This is a genomic window from Nonomuraea sp. NPDC050663, from assembly GCF_044456985.1.
Classification (GTDB): domain Bacteria; phylum Actinomycetota; class Actinomycetes; order Streptosporangiales; family Streptosporangiaceae; genus Nonomuraea.
In genome coordinates, this window is sequence record NZ_JBITGL010000009.1 from 381,527 (window position 1) to 400,433 (window position 18,907).

General features: G+C 74.5%; 12 protein-coding genes. 11 read left to right on the forward strand and 1 reads right to left on the reverse strand.

What is annotated here, in order from left to right; genetic code table 11:
- Nucleotides 1-160: 160 nt before the first annotated feature.
- Nucleotides 161-1,051: a thiamine pyrophosphate-dependent dehydrogenase E1 component subunit alpha gene (locus ACIBH1_RS28935; protein WP_397317100.1), complete on the reverse strand. Its 891-nt coding sequence runs from the start codon at nucleotides 1,049-1,051 to the stop codon at nucleotides 161-163.
- A gap of 282 nt (nucleotides 1,052-1,333) precedes the next feature.
- Here ACIBH1_RS28935 and ACIBH1_RS28940 point away from each other — a divergent pair, with 282 nt between their 5' ends.
- The 11 genes from ACIBH1_RS28940 to ACIBH1_RS28990 all read left to right on the forward strand — a co-directional run.
- Nucleotides 1,334-3,052 carry an AMP-binding protein gene (locus ACIBH1_RS28940; protein ID WP_397317101.1) on the forward strand — a complete coding sequence of 573 codons (1,719 nt, stop codon included), beginning with the start codon at nucleotides 1,334-1,336 and terminating at the stop codon, nucleotides 3,050-3,052.
- 1 nt (nucleotide 3,053) lies between these two features.
- A complete protein-coding gene (locus ACIBH1_RS28945; RefSeq protein ID WP_397317102.1) occupies nucleotides 3,054-4,874 on the forward strand; it encodes a condensation domain-containing protein in 1,821 nt (606 codons plus the stop codon).
- Nucleotides 4,868-5,101, forward strand: a complete 234-nt coding sequence (locus ACIBH1_RS28950; protein ID WP_181609373.1) for a phosphopantetheine-binding protein — start codon at nucleotides 4,868-4,870, stop codon at nucleotides 5,099-5,101. Before ACIBH1_RS28945 ends, ACIBH1_RS28950 begins: the two co-directional genes overlap by 7 nt.
- Nucleotides 5,098-5,325 (forward strand): MbtH family protein, encoded by a 228-nt coding sequence (locus ACIBH1_RS28955; protein ID WP_397317103.1) that lies wholly within the window; start codon nucleotides 5,098-5,100, stop codon nucleotides 5,323-5,325. Before ACIBH1_RS28950 ends, ACIBH1_RS28955 begins: the two co-directional genes overlap by 4 nt.
- Nucleotides 5,322-6,620 carry a condensation domain-containing protein gene (locus tag ACIBH1_RS28960; RefSeq protein WP_397317104.1) on the forward strand — a complete coding sequence of 433 codons (1,299 nt, stop codon included), beginning with the start codon at nucleotides 5,322-5,324 and terminating at the stop codon, nucleotides 6,618-6,620. Before ACIBH1_RS28955 ends, ACIBH1_RS28960 begins: the two co-directional genes overlap by 4 nt.
- Nucleotides 6,617-8,437, forward strand: a complete 1,821-nt coding sequence (locus ACIBH1_RS28965; RefSeq protein WP_397317105.1) for an amino acid adenylation domain-containing protein — start codon at nucleotides 6,617-6,619, stop codon at nucleotides 8,435-8,437. The genes ACIBH1_RS28960 and ACIBH1_RS28965 overlap by 4 nt, the downstream gene beginning before the upstream one ends.
- The gene (locus tag ACIBH1_RS28970; protein ID WP_397317106.1) at nucleotides 8,434-11,394 is read left to right on the forward strand and encodes an amino acid adenylation domain-containing protein; all 2,961 of its coding nucleotides are present in this window, start codon (nucleotides 8,434-8,436) and stop codon (nucleotides 11,392-11,394) included. The genes ACIBH1_RS28965 and ACIBH1_RS28970 overlap by 4 nt, the downstream gene beginning before the upstream one ends.
- Entirely contained in the window at nucleotides 11,391-12,722 is a 1,332-nt protein-coding gene (locus tag ACIBH1_RS28975) for a condensation domain-containing protein (RefSeq protein ID WP_397317107.1), read from the forward strand. The genes ACIBH1_RS28970 and ACIBH1_RS28975 overlap by 4 nt, the downstream gene beginning before the upstream one ends.
- Nucleotides 12,719-14,008 carry an FAD-dependent monooxygenase gene (locus ACIBH1_RS28980; protein ID WP_397317108.1) on the forward strand — a complete coding sequence of 430 codons (1,290 nt, stop codon included), beginning with the start codon at nucleotides 12,719-12,721 and terminating at the stop codon, nucleotides 14,006-14,008. The genes ACIBH1_RS28975 and ACIBH1_RS28980 overlap by 4 nt, the downstream gene beginning before the upstream one ends.
- Nucleotides 14,005-14,661, forward strand: a complete 657-nt coding sequence (locus ACIBH1_RS28985) for a DUF6875 domain-containing protein (RefSeq protein ID WP_397317109.1) — start codon at nucleotides 14,005-14,007, stop codon at nucleotides 14,659-14,661. Before ACIBH1_RS28980 ends, ACIBH1_RS28985 begins: the two co-directional genes overlap by 4 nt.
- Nucleotides 14,658-18,907 (forward strand): amino acid adenylation domain-containing protein (locus ACIBH1_RS28990; RefSeq protein WP_397317110.1); only part of this gene is annotated, 4,250 nt, incomplete at its 3' end. The genes ACIBH1_RS28985 and ACIBH1_RS28990, both read left to right, overlap by 4 nt.

Consider the following 18,907-nt stretch of genomic DNA (forward strand, 5'->3'; position numbering starts at 1 on the left):
TCCGTTCGAGACGCGTCCGTTCGAGTCGCGTCCGTTCGAGACACGTCCGTTCGCGCCTCTTCCGCGCGCGACTCGGCTTCTCGCGAGGCTTCGTGCCGTGACACGGTCTCCGGCGACGTGTTCTCGCGCGACGCGGCCTGGGGGGCGTCGGCGACGTGGGTCACGCGCGCTCCCATACCGAGAGCGGGCGGGCCGAGACGTCGGCGACGATGCCGCCCACCAGAGCCTGCACCTCCAGGTCCAGATCGCCCCCTGCGGCGTGCCGGTACCAGTCGGCGGCGCGGGCCTCGTCGAGCTCCTGGGCGGGCCGGGTGTCGTCGCCCTTGCTGTGCGGCCCGAGCCGGTGGGTGACGAACTCCACGACGATCGGGCAGCTCTCCTCCCGGACCGCGGCTACCAGGGGCGCGAGCTCGGCGCGGATCGTGCCGATGTCGGTCGTGGCCAGCCGGATGTGCGGCAGGTCGAAGGCGGCGGCGCGCGCGGCGATGGTGCCGGCCAGGTGCCGGTGGGTGGGGGTGGACTGGGCGATGCCGTTGTTCTCGACGACGACCAGCAGCGGCACGCGCCACAGGGCCGCCATGTTGAGCGCCTCGTAGACGGCGCCCTCGCCCCAGGTGCCGTCGCCCATGTGCACGCAGGCCAGCGCCCCCGTGCCCTTGAGCCGCAGCGCGGTGCCGACGGCGACGGGCAGGCTCTCGCCCTGGACGCCGGTGGACAGGAACCGGTGGTGGTAGATGTGCTGGCTGCCGCCGACGCCCGAGCAGAGCGCGCCCTCGCGGCCCATGATCTCCGCGAGCAGGCCTGGCGCGTCGCCGTAGCGGGCCAGCAGGTGGCCGTGGCCGCGGTGGTTGCTGAAGACGTAGTCGTCGGGGCGTAACAGCGGTGACAGGGCCACGGGGATGTACTCCTGGCCCAGGCACGTGTGCGTGGTGCCGCCGATCTGGCCGGTCTCGAACAGCCGGAGCAGCGCCAGCTCGAAGTGGCGGATGAGGAGCAGGCTGCGCAGATCCTCGGTGCTGAGACCGCGAACCGCCTCGGCGAGGCCGGTCATAAAGGGACTCCAGGTGCTCTCACGGGACCTCCCGGGAACGGATGGGAGCGCTCCCATTTCTGGAGCGTAAAAGGCGCGGATTCGAGATGTCAACCCCGTGTCTTGATATGTCGGTCAAATTGCCTGACTCGATCCCGTATTGCGTCCTGGGCACGGGTGAATTTCGGCCATCCGTTATGTCGATCGTGAGAAATATTCTTGACACTCAACAAGTGGCATTCCTAGCCTCCGACGTTGGGAGCGCTCCCATCAGCGCTCACCATCGGGGAATGAGGCGAGTTGATGTCCGTGAAGTCCCTGCCTGATTTGTTATGCCTACGCGCCGGGGAGAACCCTGCCGGCGACGCCATCCTGGTCGAAGGGCGCGATGCGCTCACGTACGGCCAGTGGCACCTGCGCGCCCGTGCGCTGGCCTCACGGCTGGCGCTCCTCGGCGTGCGTCCGGGGGACCGGGTGGGGCTGCAGTTCTCCGAGCGGGACTGGCCCGAGTTCGCCGTGGCCTACTGCGGTGCGCAGCTCGCCGGCGCCGTCGCGGTGCCGCTGTCGGACCGGCTGGCTCCGGCCGAGCTGGCGTACATGCTGGGCGACTGCGAGGCGGCCGCGGTGCTGCACTCCACGGGCCTGCGCCAACCCGCGGGGCCGTGGTGGACGGCCACGCTGACGGAGGAGGACGAGCTCGACGCGACAGGCGGCGCTGACCTGGTCGAACGCGGTGGCGTGCACGGAATCCCAACCCGCCATGGCGCGCGGGAAATCCCGACCAGCGATGGCCCACGGGGGATGCTGACCAGCGATGGCGTTCCGGAGTCGGCGGCTTGTGGCGGTGCTGCGGAGGCGGCGACCCGCGACGACGCGCCGGAACGGGCGGCTCGCGGCGGTGCCGCGGAGGCTGCCTCCCGCGACCGGACGCCGGAATGGGCGTCCCGCGAAGACGCGCCGGAGGTCGCGATCCGGGGCGGGGACCCGGCGCAGATCCTCTACACCTCCGGCACCACCGGCCGTCCGAAAGGCGTCGTCGCGACCCACGCCAATCTGGTCCACGGCGCGGAAACCCGTCCACGACGCCGCCGTTTCGGACACTCCCAGCTCCTCCTTCATGCCTTCCCCATCGGCACGAACGCCGCCCAGCTCATGCTGTTCAACGCGCTCGACGCCCACCCCGCCGTCCTGACGCCCGCACGGTTCACCCCCGGCAGGTTCGCCAGGCTGATCGGCACCAGGCCGGTCGGCACCGTCTTCCTGGTCCCGTCGATGGCGATCGAGCTGCTCGACTCCGGCCTGCACGAGCGCTACGACTTCTCCGGCGTGCGGCTGCTGGGTTCGGCGGCGGCCGCGCTGCCCCCCGCGGTGGCCCGGCGCCTGGCGCAGGCCTTCCCGAACGCGGCGATCGTCAACTACTACACCTCGACCGAGGCCGCCCCCGCCCAGACGATCATGATGTACGACCCGGCCAGGCCCGGGGCGCTGGGCCGCCCGGCGGCGGGCAGCGCGCTGCGGATCCTGACCGAGGACGGTGCCCCCGCCGCGACGGACGAGGTGGGCGAGGTGTGGCTGCGTTCCGCGGCCGCCTCGCGCGCCTACCTCGGCGAGGGCGCCTCGCCGACCTTCCGCGACGGCTGGGTGCGCATGGGCGACCTGGGCCGCCTCGACGCCGACGGCTACCTCTACCTCGTCGACCGCGAGAGCGACGTGGTCAAGTCCGGCGCGTTCAAGGTCTCGACGCTGCAAGTGGAGTCGGCGCTTCACGAACACCCCGACATCGCGGAGGCCGCGGTTTTCGGCCTGCCGCATCCGGTCCTGGGCACCGTCCTGGCCGCCGCGGTCGTCCCGCGCCGGGACGCCACGCTGTCGCCCACCTCGATCCGTGCCTTCCTCCTGGACCGGATCGCCACACACGAGCTGCCCGCACGGGTGGCCGTCCTGGAGTCCCTGCCCAAGAACACCTCGGGCAAGGTGCTCAAACGTCGCCTGCCAGAGCTCCTCGATTCCTCTCGGAGTTGACATGACCCAAGCCCAGCACGGCATGTGGTTGACCGAACGCGCCGGGCTCGGCGGAGCGGTGCACCACCTGCCGCTCCGGGTGCGCTTCGCCGGCCCCCTCGACGCGGAGGCACTCCTGGCGGCCTGCGCCGCCGTGGTGGCCCGCCATCCGGCGCTCACCGCCGCCTTCCCCGACGGCCAGGCCGTGTACGGCGCCGCCAAACCGCCCATCGGCCTGGCCCAGGATCCGGACGCCGATCCGGACGACGAGGCCGCCCAGCCGTTCGACCTGGAGTCGGGGCCCTTGGCGCGCTTCATGTTGTACCGGCGCGGTGAGGAGGACCACCTGCTGCAGGTGGTGGCGCATCACCTGGTCTTCGACGGGGTGTCCAAGGATCTGCTGCTGGCCGACCTGGCCCGCGCGTACGGCGGTGCGGACCTGCCACCCGCGGAGGTCCGGGCCACGGTCCCGGCGGAGGCCCGTTCAGCGGCCCTGGCGGAGGCCTCCGCAGAGGCCAGGACCATGGACCCGGCGGACGCCCGGTCGACGGTTCCGGAGGCCCCGAACGCGGACATCTCGGCAGTGGAGGGCGGATCGGAGCGGGCGGCGCGGTTCTGGGAGAGCCGGTGGCGTGACGACCCCACCCTCCTGCCCGGCGACGGCACGCCCTCGCCGCGTCCCAAGCGAGCCGACAGCGTCACTCTCTATCTCGGCGATCTGCGGGACGCCGCGCAGGCGCTCCAGGTGACCCGCTTCGAGGCGCTGGTGACCGGCCTGATCCTGGTGCTGTACGGCTACGGCAACGACCGTCCCGCCGTGGCGGTGGACGTCTCCACCCGCACCCCTGAGACCGAGGACGCCATCGGGCACCACGCCAACGAGCTGCCCGTGTTCGTCACCCCCGAGGGGACCTACCGGGAGACGGCGGCGGCGGTGCGGGCGGAGTTGCGTGCCGCCTACCGCCACCGGCAGGTGCCCGTGCCCAGGGCGGTCCGCGGGATCTCGCCCAGGAGCGCGCTGAAGCCGGTCACGGTCAGCTTCCGCGAGCGGGGGCGGCCCGAGCCGGTGTTCGCGGGGGTCGAGACCGAGGTCGACTGGGCGGTGCCGACGGGATGGATCCGGGGCAGCCTGCACGTCCAGGTGGTCGACGAGCTGGCGCGGCTGCACGCCGGGCCGGGGGTGCGCGGGGACGAGGTGGCGGAGCATCTGCGCGCCGTCCTGCGGGCCGACCCGGACCTGCCGATCGCCGCTCTGCCGCTGCCCGCCCGGCTGACTCCTGCCGCGCCGGGGCATGCCGGGCACGGGGGGAGCGGGACGCCGGTGGGCTCCTCGACGACCGAAGCCGGCGCAGGGACAGGCCTGCTGCGTGGCGACGGTGCCGCATTGACGGGCCTGGTGGCCGCCGACGGCGTCGCGGTAACTGGCCTGGTGGCCGCCGACGGCGCTGCGGTGACGGGTCTGGTGTGTGGTGACGGTGTCGTGGCGACGGGTCTGCTGCCCGGCGACGGTGCCGCGGTGGCGGGTCTGGTACCCGCCGAGGACGCCGTGGTGACGGGCCCGCTGCATGGCGACGGCGTCGTGGTTTCGGGCTTGGTGCCCGGCGAGGGCGCTGCCGATCCCGTGCTGGTCGCGAAGGTGCTGGAGATCTTCCGCGAGGCGCTCCAGATCGACGATGTCCAGATCGACGACGACCTGTTCGACCTGGGGGGTCACTCCCTGACGGTCACCACGATCATCGGCCTGGTCAAGGAGCGCCTGGCCGAGGAGCTGTCGTTCGAGGTGTTCATCGACACCCCCACCGTCACCGGCGTCGCCGGGGAGATCGCGAGGACGAGGTGCTGAGGGAGCGGATCGCCGAGCTGGTGAGCCAGGCCAGCGGCGGCGAGCTGGAGGCGGCCGAGGTGCTGGCGGCGGACTGCCCGCTGCCCGCGCTCGGGGTGACCTCGCTGGTCTACATCAGGCTGCTGGACGCGATCGAGCTGGAGTACGGGGTGGACCTGGATGCCGAGGCGGGCTGGCTGGACACGCTCGACGGCCTGGTGGCGAGCCTTGAGGCGGCCGGGCGATGAACGCTGAGGAGACGTCGATGATGCGGGTGGTCGTCAACCACGAGGAGCAGTACTCGATCTGGTGGAGCGACCGCGAGCCGCCCGCCGGGTGGCGCGGCGCCGGGTTCGAGGGCAGCCGCGAGGAGTGCCTGGAGCACATCGCGGTTGTCTGGACCGACATGCGCCCGCTCAGCTCCAGAACGGCCGGCGATGAGACTCCGGGTGGCGCGGGGGGCTCGGGTTGAGCAGCGACCGTCTGCTGGAGCGGCTGGCCGCGCTGCCGCCGGAGCGGCGTAGGGCGCTGCTGGCCTCGGTCCAGGGCGGCGAGCGCACGTTCCCGCTGTCGAAGGCCCAGGAACGGCTGTGGTTCCTGCACCGCTACGACCCCGCCGACTCCGCCTACAACATCGTCTGGACCATGCGGCTGCGCGGCGCCCTGGACGTGACCGCCCTCGCCGCGGCGCTGACCTCGGTGGTGCGCAGGCACGAGGTGTTGCGTACCCGCTACCGGACGGCAGGCGACCGGCCGGCGCAGCTCGTCGACGCGCCCGCGCCCGTGGAGGTGGAGCGTGACGGCGAGCTGGAGGAGTTCGCGACCCGTCCGTTCGACCTGGCACGGCGCGGCCCGCTCCGGGCGGCGGTGATCCGCACCGGCCCGGGGGAGTGGCTGTTCTGCCTGGTGGTGCACCACATCGCCCTGGACGGCTGGTCGCTCGACACGCTGGTCGGGGAGATCGCCGAGGCGTACGCGGGCAGGCGGCTCGAGGTCGCGGAAACGCAGTATCGGCAGTTCGTCGAATGGGAGCGCTCCCAGGACGTTTCGACCGCTGTCAGGCGCCGGGCCGAGGCGCTCGCGGGTGCTCCGGCGCTCGACCTTCCCGGCACCAGACCCGCCCGGTGGAGCGGCCGCGGCGGCCGGGTGCGCGTCACCGTGCCCGACGAGATCACCACCCGGCTGGAGGGCGTCGCCAAAGCCAACCGGGCGACGTTGTTCATGGCGCTGCTGGCCGCCTTCGAGACCATGGTCTTCCGGGTCTCCGGCAGCAGCGACTTCTGCGTGGGCGTGCCGGTGGCGGGGCCGGGCCGCGTCGCCTTCCCCTCGCTGGTCGGATGCCTGGCCAACACCATGGCCCTGCGGGCCGACCTGAGCGGCGAGCCCGGCTTCCCCGACCTGCTGCGCCGTACCCGCGTGGCGACGCTGGGCGCGCTGCAGCACGCCGCCGCGCCGTACGAGGAGGTGCTGGCGGCGGTCCGCCCGCCTCGTGACCCGAGCCGGCCGCCACTGTGCCAGGTGATGTTCAACCTCACCCACAACCTGCCCAAGGAGCGGCTGCTCAGCGGCTCGATGGGCGACTTGGAGGTCGAGGTCGTGGACCCGCCGCCTCCCGGCAGGACCAAGGCCGACCTGTCCGTCGAGTTGTGGCGCGGTCCGGAGGGGTTGGGCGGCTGGCTGGAGTACAACGCCGACCTGCTCGACGCCGCGGCGGCCGAGCGGATGGCCGCCCTGTACGCCTCCATCGTCACCGAGGAGACACGATGATCCTGGAGGAGATCCGCGCCTGGAGCGAGCGCACGCCGCACGCCGTCGCGGTCAGCGGGCACGGCGGGCAGCTCACCTACGCCGGGCTGTGGCAGCGCGCCACCGACCTGGCCGGACGGCTGCGCGCGCTCGGCGTCAGGCGGGGCACGACCGTCGGGCTGCACCTGGAGCGCACGCCCGGCATGGTGGTGTCGATCCTCGCCGTCTGGGCGGCGGGCGGCGCCTACGTGCCGCTCGACCCGGGCTTCCCCGCCGAGCGGCTGGCGCTGATGCGCGAGGACGCGGGCATCGACCTGGTGCTGACCGGCGAGTTCGTCGGAGACCTGGGTGAGGCGAGCGGTCCCGCCGCACCGCCGGGCGAGGCAAGCGGTCCCGCCGCGCCGCTCGGCGAGGCGAGCGGTCCCGCCGCACCGCTGGGCGAGGGGCCGGGCGACCTGGCCTACCTGATGTACACCTCGGGATCCACCGGCAGGCCGAAGGGCGTGGCGGTGCCGTACGACGCGGTCGGCAACCTCCTGCGCTCCTTCGGGGACCGGCTGGAGCTGGGACCGGGCGACGTCTGGCTCGCCGTGACAACGCTGTCGTTCGACATCTCGGTCCTGGAGCTGCTCCTGCCCCTGGTCAGGGGCGCGCGGGTGGTCGTGGCCGGCAGGGAGGAGAGCGCGGACGGCGCGGCCCTGCGGGCGCTGGCCGAGCGCGAGCACGTGACCCACCTGCAGGCGACCCCGGCGACCTGGCGCATCCTGCTGGCCTCCGGCGGCGTGCCCGCCTCGGTCGCGACCCGGCTGTGCGGCGGCGAGGCGCTGCCGCGCGACCTGGCCGACGAGCTGCTGCGCGGCGGCGCCCGGTTGTGGAACGTCTACGGGCCGACCGAGACCACCGTCTGGTCGGCGGCCGGCCTTGTGGGCGACGGGCCGATCGACCTGGGCGAGCCCATCGACGAGACCAGCCTCCACGTCCTGGACGCGGGCGGTGGGCCGGCAGGGGAAGGCGAGCTGCACATCGGCGGCGCGGGCGTGGCCCGCGGCTACCACGGGCTGCCCGCGCTGACCGCCGCCCGCTTCCTGCCCGACCCGTTCTCCGGGGTGCCGGGCGCCCGCATGTACGCCACCGGCGACCTGGTCAGGCGCACCCCCGAGGGCAGGCTGCTGTTCCTGGGCCGGGCCGACCAGCAGGTCAAGGTGCGGGGTTTCCGCATCGAGCTGGGCGAGGTCGAGGCGGCGCTGCGCCGGGTGACCGGGACGGGCGACGCGGCGGCCACCGTACGGCCGGGCCCCGACGGCACGGCGAGGCTGATCGCCTACGTGACGGGCGGCCCGGCTCCCGAGCGTGCCGCGCTCGCCGCCCTGCTGCCCGACTACATGATCCCCTCCTTCCTCGGCACCCTGCCCGAGCTGCCGCTGACGCCGAACGGCAAGGTGGACCGCCGGGCCCTGCCCGACCCCGCGTGGACCCGCGACAGGAGCACCCCCTACCGGGAGCCGCGGACGGCGGCCGAGAAGGAGCTCGCCCTGATCTGGGGAGAGGTGCTGGGCATCGCCGAGCCGCTCGGCGTCGACGACGACTTCTTCCAGCTCGGCGGGCACTCGCTGGGCGCCGCCCAGATCCTGGCCAGGGTCCAGGCGCGGTTCGCCCTCTCGGTGCCGCTGGCGCTGCTGTTCGAGAACCCCACCATCGCCGGCCTGGCCGGGGAGATGGACCGGCTCGACCCCGACGAGTGGGACCTGGCCGACATCGCCGCCATGCGCGACGAGCTCGACGGCCTGGGCGCCGAGGAGCTGGAGGCCCTGTTCGACCGGCTGGAGGAGGGCCGATGAAGGCGCCCCTGGCTCCGCAGCAGGAGCGCCTGTGGCTGCTGCACCGCCTCGACCCCGGCGACGCCTCCTACAACATGTACCGGTCGAGCCGGCTGCTCGGCCCGCTCGACCGTCCGGCCCTGGAGCGGGCGGTCGCCGCCCTGGTGCGCCGCCACGAGGGCCTGCGCACCCGTTTCCGCGAGGAGGACGGGGTGCCGTGGGCGATCCTGGAGCCCTCCTGGACCCCGGCCGTCGAATGGGCCGCGTTCACCTCGATCGACGAGGCCGACCGTTACCTGACCGACCGGATCAACGACCCGTTCGACCTGACGCAACCGCCGTTCCGGGTGCTGGTGGTACGGCTCGCGCCGGACGACCACCTGCTGTGCCTGATGCCGCACCACATCGTGGCCGACGGCTGGGCGGCCGGGGTGATGCACGACGACCTGGCCGAGCTGTACAACGCGGAGGTGACCGGCCGCGAGCCGGGGTTGCGCCCGCTGCCGGTGGGGCCGGCCGACTACGCGCGATGGCAGCGCAGGCGGGCCGAGCGCGCCGTGCCGTACTGGCAGGACAAGCTCGCCGAGCCGCCGCCGCCCGACCTGCCGTTCGCGCGGGTGCGTACGGCGGAGCCGGGTGTACGGCCGGCCCGCGGCGGATGGTGGGCGCTGCCCGCCGGGGTGATGCGCGAGCTGGACCGGCTCGCCCGCGCCCACCGCGCCAGCCTGTTCATGGTGCTGATGGCCGCCCACCAGGTGCTGATCGCCCGGCACACCGGGCACGGGGAGGTGCTCGTCGGGACCGTGGCGGCGGGCCGCGACCGGGTGGAGATCGAGCCGATGGTCGGCTACGTCTCCCAGGCCGTGGTCATGCGCGGCGACCTGGGCGACGACCCGTCCTTCACCGAGCTGCTGGAGCGGACCAGGCGGGAGGCGCTGGAGGTCCTCGGCAGGCCGGCGGTGCCGTTCGAGCGGATCAGGCAGCCCGCCGCGACGCTCATGCCCAGCATGTTCATCCTCCAGGACGTCGAGATGTCGGGCCGCGACGCCTTCCACGGGCTGCGCGAGGTCACGCACGGGGGCGCGCTGCGCCACGCCAAGCTCGGGCTGGCCGCCGAGGTGTGGCGCAGCGGCGAGGACTACGGCCTGACCATGACCTGGGACGCCGGGCTGTTCGACCAGGAGGACGGCGAGGTGCTCGCCGCGCGCTACGTGCGGCTCCTGGAGTCGATCGCGGCCGATCCTTCCGTGCCCGTCTCGCGGCTGGAGTTGTGGCCGGAGCAGGGGGCGGTGTCGGGCGAGCCCGGCACGCCGCGCGACGCCCTGCCGCCGGTGCGCGGCGAGGACCCCGCGGTGATCTGCGGGGACGTCGTGGTGTCCCATGCCGCCCTCCGGGAGCGCGCCGCCCGGCTGGCCGGGGGACTGGCCGCGAACGGCATACGGCCCGGCGACATCGTGGGGGTGCGGCTGCCGCGCTCCCCGGAGGCGATCATCGCCCTGCTCGCGATCCGGGGCGCGGGCGCCGCCTACCTGCCCCTCGACCCCGCCGATCCCGCCGAGCACGCCGTCCGGCTCCTGGAGGAGGCGGGAGCGGCGGCGGTGATCAGCTGGGACGGCCTGCCGTACAAGGTCCTGGACCCGGAGCTCACCGGCGAGCCGCTCGAACGGGAACCGGCGGGCGCGGCATACGTGATCTTCACCTCCGGCTCCACGGGCATGCCCAAGGGCGTGCTGGTGGGGCACGAGGCCGTGGCCGCCCGCGTGGACTGGATGGTCCGCGACTACGGGCTGGGGCCAGGCGACCGGGTCGTGCAGTTCGCCTCGCTCAGCTTCGACGCCCACGTGGAGGAGATCTTCCCGGCGCTGGCGGCGGGCGCGGCCCTCGTACTGCTGCCCGAGGGCGCGGCCAGCCTGCCCGACGTCCTCGGCACCTCCACGGGGAGGCAGGTCACCGTGCTCGACCTGCCCACCGCGTACTGGCACCGGCTGGTCGACGACCTCGACGAGATCGTCTGGCCGCCCGGGCTGCGCCTGGTGATCATCGGGGGTGATCAGGCGCACGAGACCGCCGTCGCCCGCTGGCACGAGCGGTTCGGCGAGCGCGTCCGGCTGGTCAACACCTACGGGCCGACGGAGGCGACCGTCATCGCGACCGCCGCCGACCTGGCGCCCGAGGACGGGCGGCCGCCGATCGGCAGGCCCATCGGCGCGACCACCGTGGCGGTGCTGGACCGCCACGGCAGGCCGCTGCCCGCCGGGTGCGCCGGGGAACTGGCCATCGGCGGTGCGGGCGTGGCCACCGGCTACCTCGGCCGGCCTGGGCCGACCGCCGCGGCGTTCGTCCCCGACCCGGACGGCCCGCCGGGCTCGCGGCGCTACCTCACCGGCGACCGCGCCCGATGGCGCTCCGACGGGCGGCTGGAGTTCCTCGGCCGCGCGGACTCCCAGGTCAAGGTGCGCGGCTTCCGCATCGAGACCGGCGAGGTCGAGCAGGCCCTGCTGGCGCTGCCGGGGGTCGCGCAGGTGTACGTCACGGCGCGCGGCGACGACCTCGTCTGCTACCTCGCCGGATCGGCGACCGACGACGAGCTGAGAACCGGGCTGGCCGCGCGGCTGCCGCGCCAGTTCGTGCCCACGCTGTGGGTGCGGCTCGACGCCATGCCCCTCACCAGGACCGGCAAGATCGACAAGGCGGCGCTGCCCGAGCCGCGTCCCGCCGTCGCCGAGCACGTCCCGCCCGAGGGCGAGGCCGAGGAGCTCGTCGCCGGGATCTGGCAGGACCTCCTGGGCGTCAAGGCCGGCCGTACCTCGGACTTCTTCGAGCTCGGCGGGCATTCGCTGCTGGCCACCCGCGTGGTGGCGCGGCTGCGCGCCGCCCTCGGGATCCAGCTGAGCATCATGACGATCTTCGACCGCTCCACCGTCGCCGCCCTCGCCGCGGCCGTCGAGGAAGCCCTGATCGAGGAGCTGGCGCTGTGATCGAGTTCTCCGGCGCGGCCGTACGGCACGGCCCCGCCACCTGGGGGCAGCGCGCCATCTGGCGCATCACCCAGTGGCTGCCGCCCGGCGACCCCTACTTCAACCTGCCCTGGACGCTGGCGGTGCGCGGCAAGCCCGGCATGCCCGAGGTCGAAGCCGGGCTGCGCCGCCTCATGGAACGGCACGAGAGCCTGAGGACCACCTGGCACGACGGCCTGACCCAGCGGGTGGCGGGGGAGGGCAAGCTCGCCGTGGAGCTGGTGGAGGCCGGCGGCGAGCGGCCGCGCGAGGTCGCCGCGCGGGTCGCCGCGCGGCTGGCGGCCACCGGGTTCGACTACGCGGGCGAGCTGCCCCTGAGGTGCGCGATCGTCACCGTGGACGGCAGGCCGCGGGTGCTGGCCTTCGCCTTCAGCCACCTGGCCGTCGACGCGGGCGCGATGGAGGTGATCGCCCGGGAGTGGCCGCTCCTGCAGACGGGGGCGCCGCTGCCGCCCGCCCCGCAACCGCTGGAGCTGGCGGCCTACGAGCAGTCGCCGGAGGGCGCGGCGACCGGCGGGCGAGCGCTGCGGCACTGGCGCACCTGCCTCGACCGCGCGCCGCACACCTTATTCGGACGGGAAGAACCGGAGCAGGGCACCGAGCTGTCCGGGCCGGGAAAACCGGAGCAGGGCGCCGAGTTGTCCGGGCCGGGGACGTCGGAGCAGGTCGCGGGGAACCCTGAGCGGTTCGTCAAGCTCGGCATGGACTCGCCGCTCTGCGCCCGCGCCGCCACCACCCTGGCCGCCCGGCACGGCGTCAGCACCACCAGCGTCCTGATCGCCGCCTACGTCACCGTGCTGGCTCGCCTGACCGGACACCGCACGATCGCCCTGCAGTTCATCGTCGGCAACCGGCACGCGCCGATGACGCAGGGCCTGGTCGCCACCCTGGTCCAGGACGGCGTCTTCGTCGTCGAGACCGCCGGCGACTTCGCGGCGACGGCCCGCGCCGCGCACGCCCAGGCGCTGACCGCCTACCGGCGCGCCCACTACGACCCGGCCGCCCAGCAGGCCCTCATCGCCGAGGCCGGCCCGGCGCCCACCGCCTACTTCAACGACGCCCGCGCCTTCCCCGGCTGGCCCAACCTGCCGGGCTCGCCGCCACCGGCGACGATCACCGAACTCGGGACCTGGGAGCACGTCGACGCGCAGCTGTTCTTCGCCGTCGACCCCGCCACCCACACCTGCCGGACGAGCCTGCTGGCCGACACCGAGCACCTGCCGCGCGCGCGGATCGAGGAGACGTTGCGCGGCATCGAAACCCTGCTGGTCACCGAGGAGACGGCGTGAAAGCGCTCATAGTCGGCGGCGGACTCTCCGGCCCGCTGCTGTCGATCTTCCTGTCCGCCCGCGGTCACGAGGTGGAGCTCGTCGAGCGCCGCCCCGACCCGCGCACCTCCCCGCCCGCGGGAGGCCGCTCCATCAACCTGGGCGTCTCCGCGCGCGGCATCCGGGCCCTGCGCGCCGCGGGACTGTGGGCGGAGGTCAGGAAACTGGCGGTGCCGATGCGCGGCCGCATGGTGCACCTGCCGGGCAAGGCCCCGGCCTTCCACCCGTACGGCCGCTCGCGCGACCAGATCCTGCACTCCGTGCGCCGCGACGGCCTCGCCTCGCTGCTGGTCGAGCGCGCCGAGAAGCAGAGCGGCGTACGGCTCGCCTTCGACACCCCGTGCCTGGCCGTCGACCCCGACACGGCCACGCTCACCCTGCCCGGCAGGCAGGTCAGCGGGGACTTCGTGGTCGGCGCCGACGGGGCGTCGTCCGTCGTCAGGACCGCCCTGCACCGCAGGCTCGCGGGCAACTTCCGGCGCGACCACCTCGAATGGGGCTACCTGGAGCTGACCATCCCGGCCTCCGCCGGGCTGCCGATCGAGGCGCTGCACCTGTGGCCGGGCTCCGGCGGTCTGGCCGTCGCCCACCCCAACCTCGACGGCTCGCTGACCTGCACCCTCTTCCTGCCCCGCCACGGCAGCGACCCCGCCGCGCTGATCGCCGGGCAGCTGCCCGGGCTCACCGCGCTCATCCCCGACCTGCCGGACCAGCTCGCCGCCGCCGAGATGTCGACCCTGACCACCGTCAGGACCTCGCCCTGGCAGCACGACGGCCGGGTGGTGCTCGTCGGCGACGCCTGCCACGCCGTCTACCCCTTCTACGGCCAGGGCATGAACTCCTCCTTCGAGGACTGCGTCGTCCTGGACCGCTGCCTGAGCGAACACCCTCCCGCAGAGGCCTTCGCCGCCTACGAGCGCGCCAGGCGCCCGCACACCGACGTGCTGGCCGAGTTGTCCGAGCGCAACTTCTTCGACCTGCGCGACGGCGTGCGATCACCGCTCGCCGTCGCCAGGAAACGCCTGGACCTGGAGTTGCACCGGCTCTTCCCCAACGCCTGGGTGCCGCTGTACACCCTGGTCTCCCACACCACCGTGCCCTACGGCGACGCTCTGCGCCGGGCCAGAACGCAGGAGCGGATCGCGGCCGCCGCGGCGGGCCTGACCGGGGCCGCGCTGGTGGCCGCGCTCGTGGCCGCCAAGGGCATCACGGCGCGCCGGTTCCGACGTGAGAGGACCTCCACATGATCACGCATCCGACCGATCCGTCGCTGATGCTCTTCGACCCGGCCGACGTCGAGGCGGACGAGCCGCCGCACCCGCTGGTGCGGCAGTACGCCACGGAGTTGCGCGCGGTCGTCGCCTGGGCCCATGAGTACCTGTGCCGGCCGCACCCCGACCTCGGACGCCGCGGACCGGTCTGCCCCTACACCCAGGCCTCGCTGGAGCGCGGCCTGTTCCGGCTGGCCGTGGAGCCCGGCCACGACGCCGGATCGCCCGGCGTCATGGACCCCTATCGCGAGTGGTTCACCAGCCTGGCCCCGCCCGGCCGCGCCGACTCGGTGCATGCCGCGATCCTGGTGCTGCTGCCGGGCATGGCGGGACGACTGGAACTGATCGACGAGGCGCAGCGCCTGCTGAAGGACACCTATGTGGCTGACGGATTGATGATCGGCGAGTTCCACCCGGGGCCGCCGCCCAAGGCCGGGCTGTGGAACCCCGGCTTCCGGGCGTTGCACGCGCCGGTGCCGATGCTGGTCATCAGGCACATGGTCGCGACCGACCTGCCCTTCCTCGCCGGTGACCCCGCCCACCTGGAGGCCTACCAGGCCCGGTTCGGCGACCAGATCCCCGGCCGGTTGCGCGACGCCTTTCCCGCCGCGGTGGTGGGCGAGCGATGAGCAGGCTGCCCGCCGGGACGATCGCCCGGCTGATGGCTGCCCGCGGCGCGGGCGCCATCCCGCGGCGGGCGCCGGGGGTGCCCGTGCCGCTGACCCCGGCGCAGGAGCGCATCCGCTTCCTGCAGCAGGCGGGCCAGGACTACAGCGCCTACCTGTGCTGGGCGGGCGAGCGGCTGCGCGGCGAGCTCCGGGAGGAGGCGGTACGGCAGGCGCTCGGCGAGGTCGTCGCCCGCCACGAAGCGCTCCGCACCGCCCTCGTCGAGCAGGGTGGCGAGCAGGGTGGCACCGCACCGGTCCAGGTCGTGCACGAGACCGTGGAGCCTCCCCTGGAGGTGGCCGAGGCGGACGGCGAAGCCGGGGCCCGCGCCCTCACCGACGCCTTCGTCACCCGCCCGATGCCCCCCGGCGAGCCGCCGCTGCTGCGCGCCCTCCTGGTCCGCCTGGCGCCCGACGACCACGTGTTCGTCCTGGCCGCCCACCACGCCATCTGCGACGGCGCCTCGATGGGCGTGCTCTTCTCCGAGCTGTACGACCTGCTCGACGGCGCCACCCTGGAGCGCCCCGGCACGCAGTTCCCCGACTACGCGGCCCAGCTGTCGGGGGGCGGCGAGCGGGAGCGCGAATTCTGGCGCGCGGAGCTGTCGGGCGCGCCCGCCCTGCTGAGCCTGCCCGCCGACCGGCCCAGGCCTGCCGTACCCAGCGGTGCGAGCGCCCGCGTGTCGGTGACGCTGACCCCGGCCCAGCACGCCCGCCTGCGGGACAGCGCCCGCGCGGGGCGCGACACCACGTTCACGATCATGCTTGCCGCGCTGGGGATCACCCTGAGCCGGCTGGCCGGCCAGGACGACGTGGTCATCGGCTGCCCCGCCGACGGCCGGGACCTGCCCGAGCTGGAGCGCTCGGTGGGCATGTACGTCAACACCCTGGCCCTGCGGCTCCGCCTCGACGGAGACCCCACCCTGGCCCAGGTGCGCGAGCAGGCCTTCCAGGTGGCCATGCGGGCCGTCGATCACCGGGCCACCCCGTTCGACGAGGTCGTCGGGCTGGCGGCGGGAGCCAGGGACCTCAGCCACAACCCGCTGTTCCAGGTCATGCTCGTGGAGGAGGCCGCCGCCACCCGCGAACCGGCGGGTGGCCTGCGCCGGGAGGCGTGGTGGCTGCCGGCCCCCGAGGCGCGCTTCGACCTCACGGTCGTGGCCTCCGCCGGACAGGACTTCCTGCTGCACCTGGACTACGCCACCGACCTGTTCGACGAGCCGTCGATGACGGTGCTCGCCGCGCAGCTGGTGGAGGCCCTGGACGCGCTCCTGGGCACCCCGGACCTGCCGCTCAGCCAGGCGCTCACGCCGGACGAGAGCTCCAGCGGCGGCGCACTCCTCACGCGGACGCCCGACGTCGTGGCCGAGATCGCCGCCCAGGCCCGCACCCGGCCCGACGCGCCCGCGCTCATCGACGCCGACGGCGTCGTCACCTACGGCCGGCTGCTCGCCCGCGCCGACGACCTCGCCGGGCGGCTGCGACCGCTGATCGGGCACGAGGGCGCCGTCGTCGGGATGGCCCTGCCCACCGGCACCGACGCGGTGATCGCCATCGTCGGCATCCTCCGCGCCGGCGCCGCCTACCTGCCGCTCGACCCCACGCACCCGCCCGCCCGCCTCACCGAGCTCCTGGCCCGCGCCGGCGCGGCGGCGGTGGTCCACCCGGGGCTGACCGTGGAGCCCCTGCCCGCGAACACCGCGACCGGAACCCCCGGCCTCGCCTACGTGATCTACACCTCCGGCTCCACCGGCGCCCCCAAGGGCGTCATGGTCACCCGCCGCACGCTCTCCGCCCTCACCCGCTCCTTCCGCGAGGTCCACGGCTTCGCCGAGGGCCAGCGGGTCCTCATGCTCCCCCCGCTCACCTTCGACGCCTCCGTGGGCGACGTCTTCCCGGTGCTCACCTCGGGCGCGGCCCTGGTGACCCATCCCGAACCGGCCAGGCTCGACGGCCGGGAACTGCTCGCCTTCTGCCGCGAGCACCGCATCACGGCCGTGGACACCGCCGCGTCGCTCTGGCGGCGCTGGGTGGCGGACCTGGCCGACGAGGGCGTCCCCGGCGACTGGCCCGTCACGCTCGTGATGGTCGGCGGCGAGGAGGTGCGCGCCCAGGACGCCCGCACCTGGCAACGCCTCACCGGGGGCCGCTGCGACCTGGTCAACCACTACGGCCCCACCGAGGCCACCGTCTGCGCGACCACGCACTGGATGCGCGGCGGCGACGACCTGACCCGCCTGGGACGCGTCCCGATCGGCACCCCGCTCCCGCACGTCAGGGCCCGCATCCAGGACCGGCACGGCAGACCCGTCCCGCGCGGCGCCGTCGGAGAGCTGTTCCTGGGCGGCGACTGCCTGGCCCGCGGCTACCTGGGCGAGCCCGCGCTCACCGCGGCGGCGTTCGTCCCCGACCCGTCGGGACCTCCCGGGGCCAGGATGTACGGCACCGGCGACCTGGCCAGGATGCGGCCCGACGGCTCGATCGAGTTCCACGGCCGCCGCGACCGCCAGGTCAAGGTCAGAGGCCACCGGATCGAGCCCGCCGAGATCGAGCAGGCCGTCGCCGCCTACCCGGGGGTGACCGACAGCGTGGTGACAGCCGCGCACGACCGCCTGGTCGCCTACGTGGCAGGCGCGGACGACCCCGAGGAGCTGCGGCGCTTCCTGCGGGCCAGACTTCCCGGCCACCTGGTGCCCGGCGTGATCGTCCCGGTGGAGGCCATCCGGCTCACCGCCCACGGCAAGATCGACCACTCGGCGCTGCCGGAGGCGCCCGACACCCCCGGCCGCACCCCGCCGCGCGGCGGCACCGAGCGGCGCCTGGCGGAGGTCTGGAAGCGGGTGCTGGACGTGCCCGAGGTGGGCAGGAACGACGGCTTCTTCGCCGTGGGCGGCCACTCGCTGCTGGCCGCCAAGATCGTCACCGAGATCCGGCGGGAGTTCGGCGTGGAGCTGCCGCTGCGTGCCGTCCTGGAGACCGCCGACCTGGCGGAGCTGGCCGCGCTGATCGAACGCGGCGCGCTGCCGGAGCAGACGCCGGACCTGGAGGCCCACGCCGCGCTCCCGCAGGAGCTGGCCGGGGCGTTCCGCGCGCCGTACGGCAAGGGACGGCCCCGCGCCGGGACCGGCACCATCCTGCTCACCGGCGCCACCGGATTCCTCGGCGCCCACCTCGTCGAGGAGCTGCTCGCCAGGACCGACGCCACCCTCCTGTGCCTGGTCAGAGCCGCCGATCCGGAACAAGCCGTCGAGCGGGTCGTGGCCAACCGGCGCGCCTACGGCCTGGCCACCGACCCCCGGCGGCTGACCGGGCTGCCCGGCGACCTCACCGCCGAACGGTTCGGCCTGGACGAGGCGGCCTTCGCCGCCCTGGCCGCAATGGTCGACGTGATCTGCCACAACGGCGGGCGCGTCAACTTCGCCGAGAGCTTCGAGCGCCTGCGCCCCGCCAACGTGGGCGGCACGCTGGCCGCGCTGCGCCTGGCCGCGCTCGGCGGAGCCGACCTGCACCTGGTCTCCACGCTCGGCGTCTTCCTCGGCACCGCCCACCGGGACCAGAAGGTCACCGAGGCCGACCCGCCCGACGACCCGGCGGGCCTCGGCACGGGCTACGACATGAGCAAGTGGGTGGCCGACCGCCTGGTCAGGCACGCAGGGCAGGCCGGGGCGCGCGTGTCGGTGCACCGCCCGGCCCGCGTCACCGGCCACAGCGTCACCGGCCGGGGCAACGCGGGCGACTACTTCAGCCGCCTGCTCGTCACCTGCCTCCAGCTCGGCATGGTGCCCGACCTGGAACACGAGGAGGACCTGGCGCCGGTGGACCACGTCGCCGCCGGGATCGCCCACCTGATCGCGGGCGGCCACGAGGGCGCCTACCACTACTTCAACGCCGCCACGATCTCCTACGCGGGCATCGCCGCCGCCCTGGGGGCGGAGCTGGTGCCCTGGCCCCGCTGGCGGCGGGCCGTCCTGGACCAGGGGGACGCCGGCCCGCTGGCCCCCTTCGCCGGCGTGCTCGGCGAGGAGGCCCCGAGGTTCGACCGGCCGGGCTTCGACTGCTCGCACACCGAGAACCTGCTGGCGCGGGGGGGGGGCGGGGGGCCCCCCCCCCCCCCCCCCCCCCCCCCCCCCCCCCCGCCGCCCCCCCCCCCCCCGCCCCCCCGCGCCCCGGCGCGAAGTGGGGGCCGTGATCGCGGTCGGAGGAGCAGATG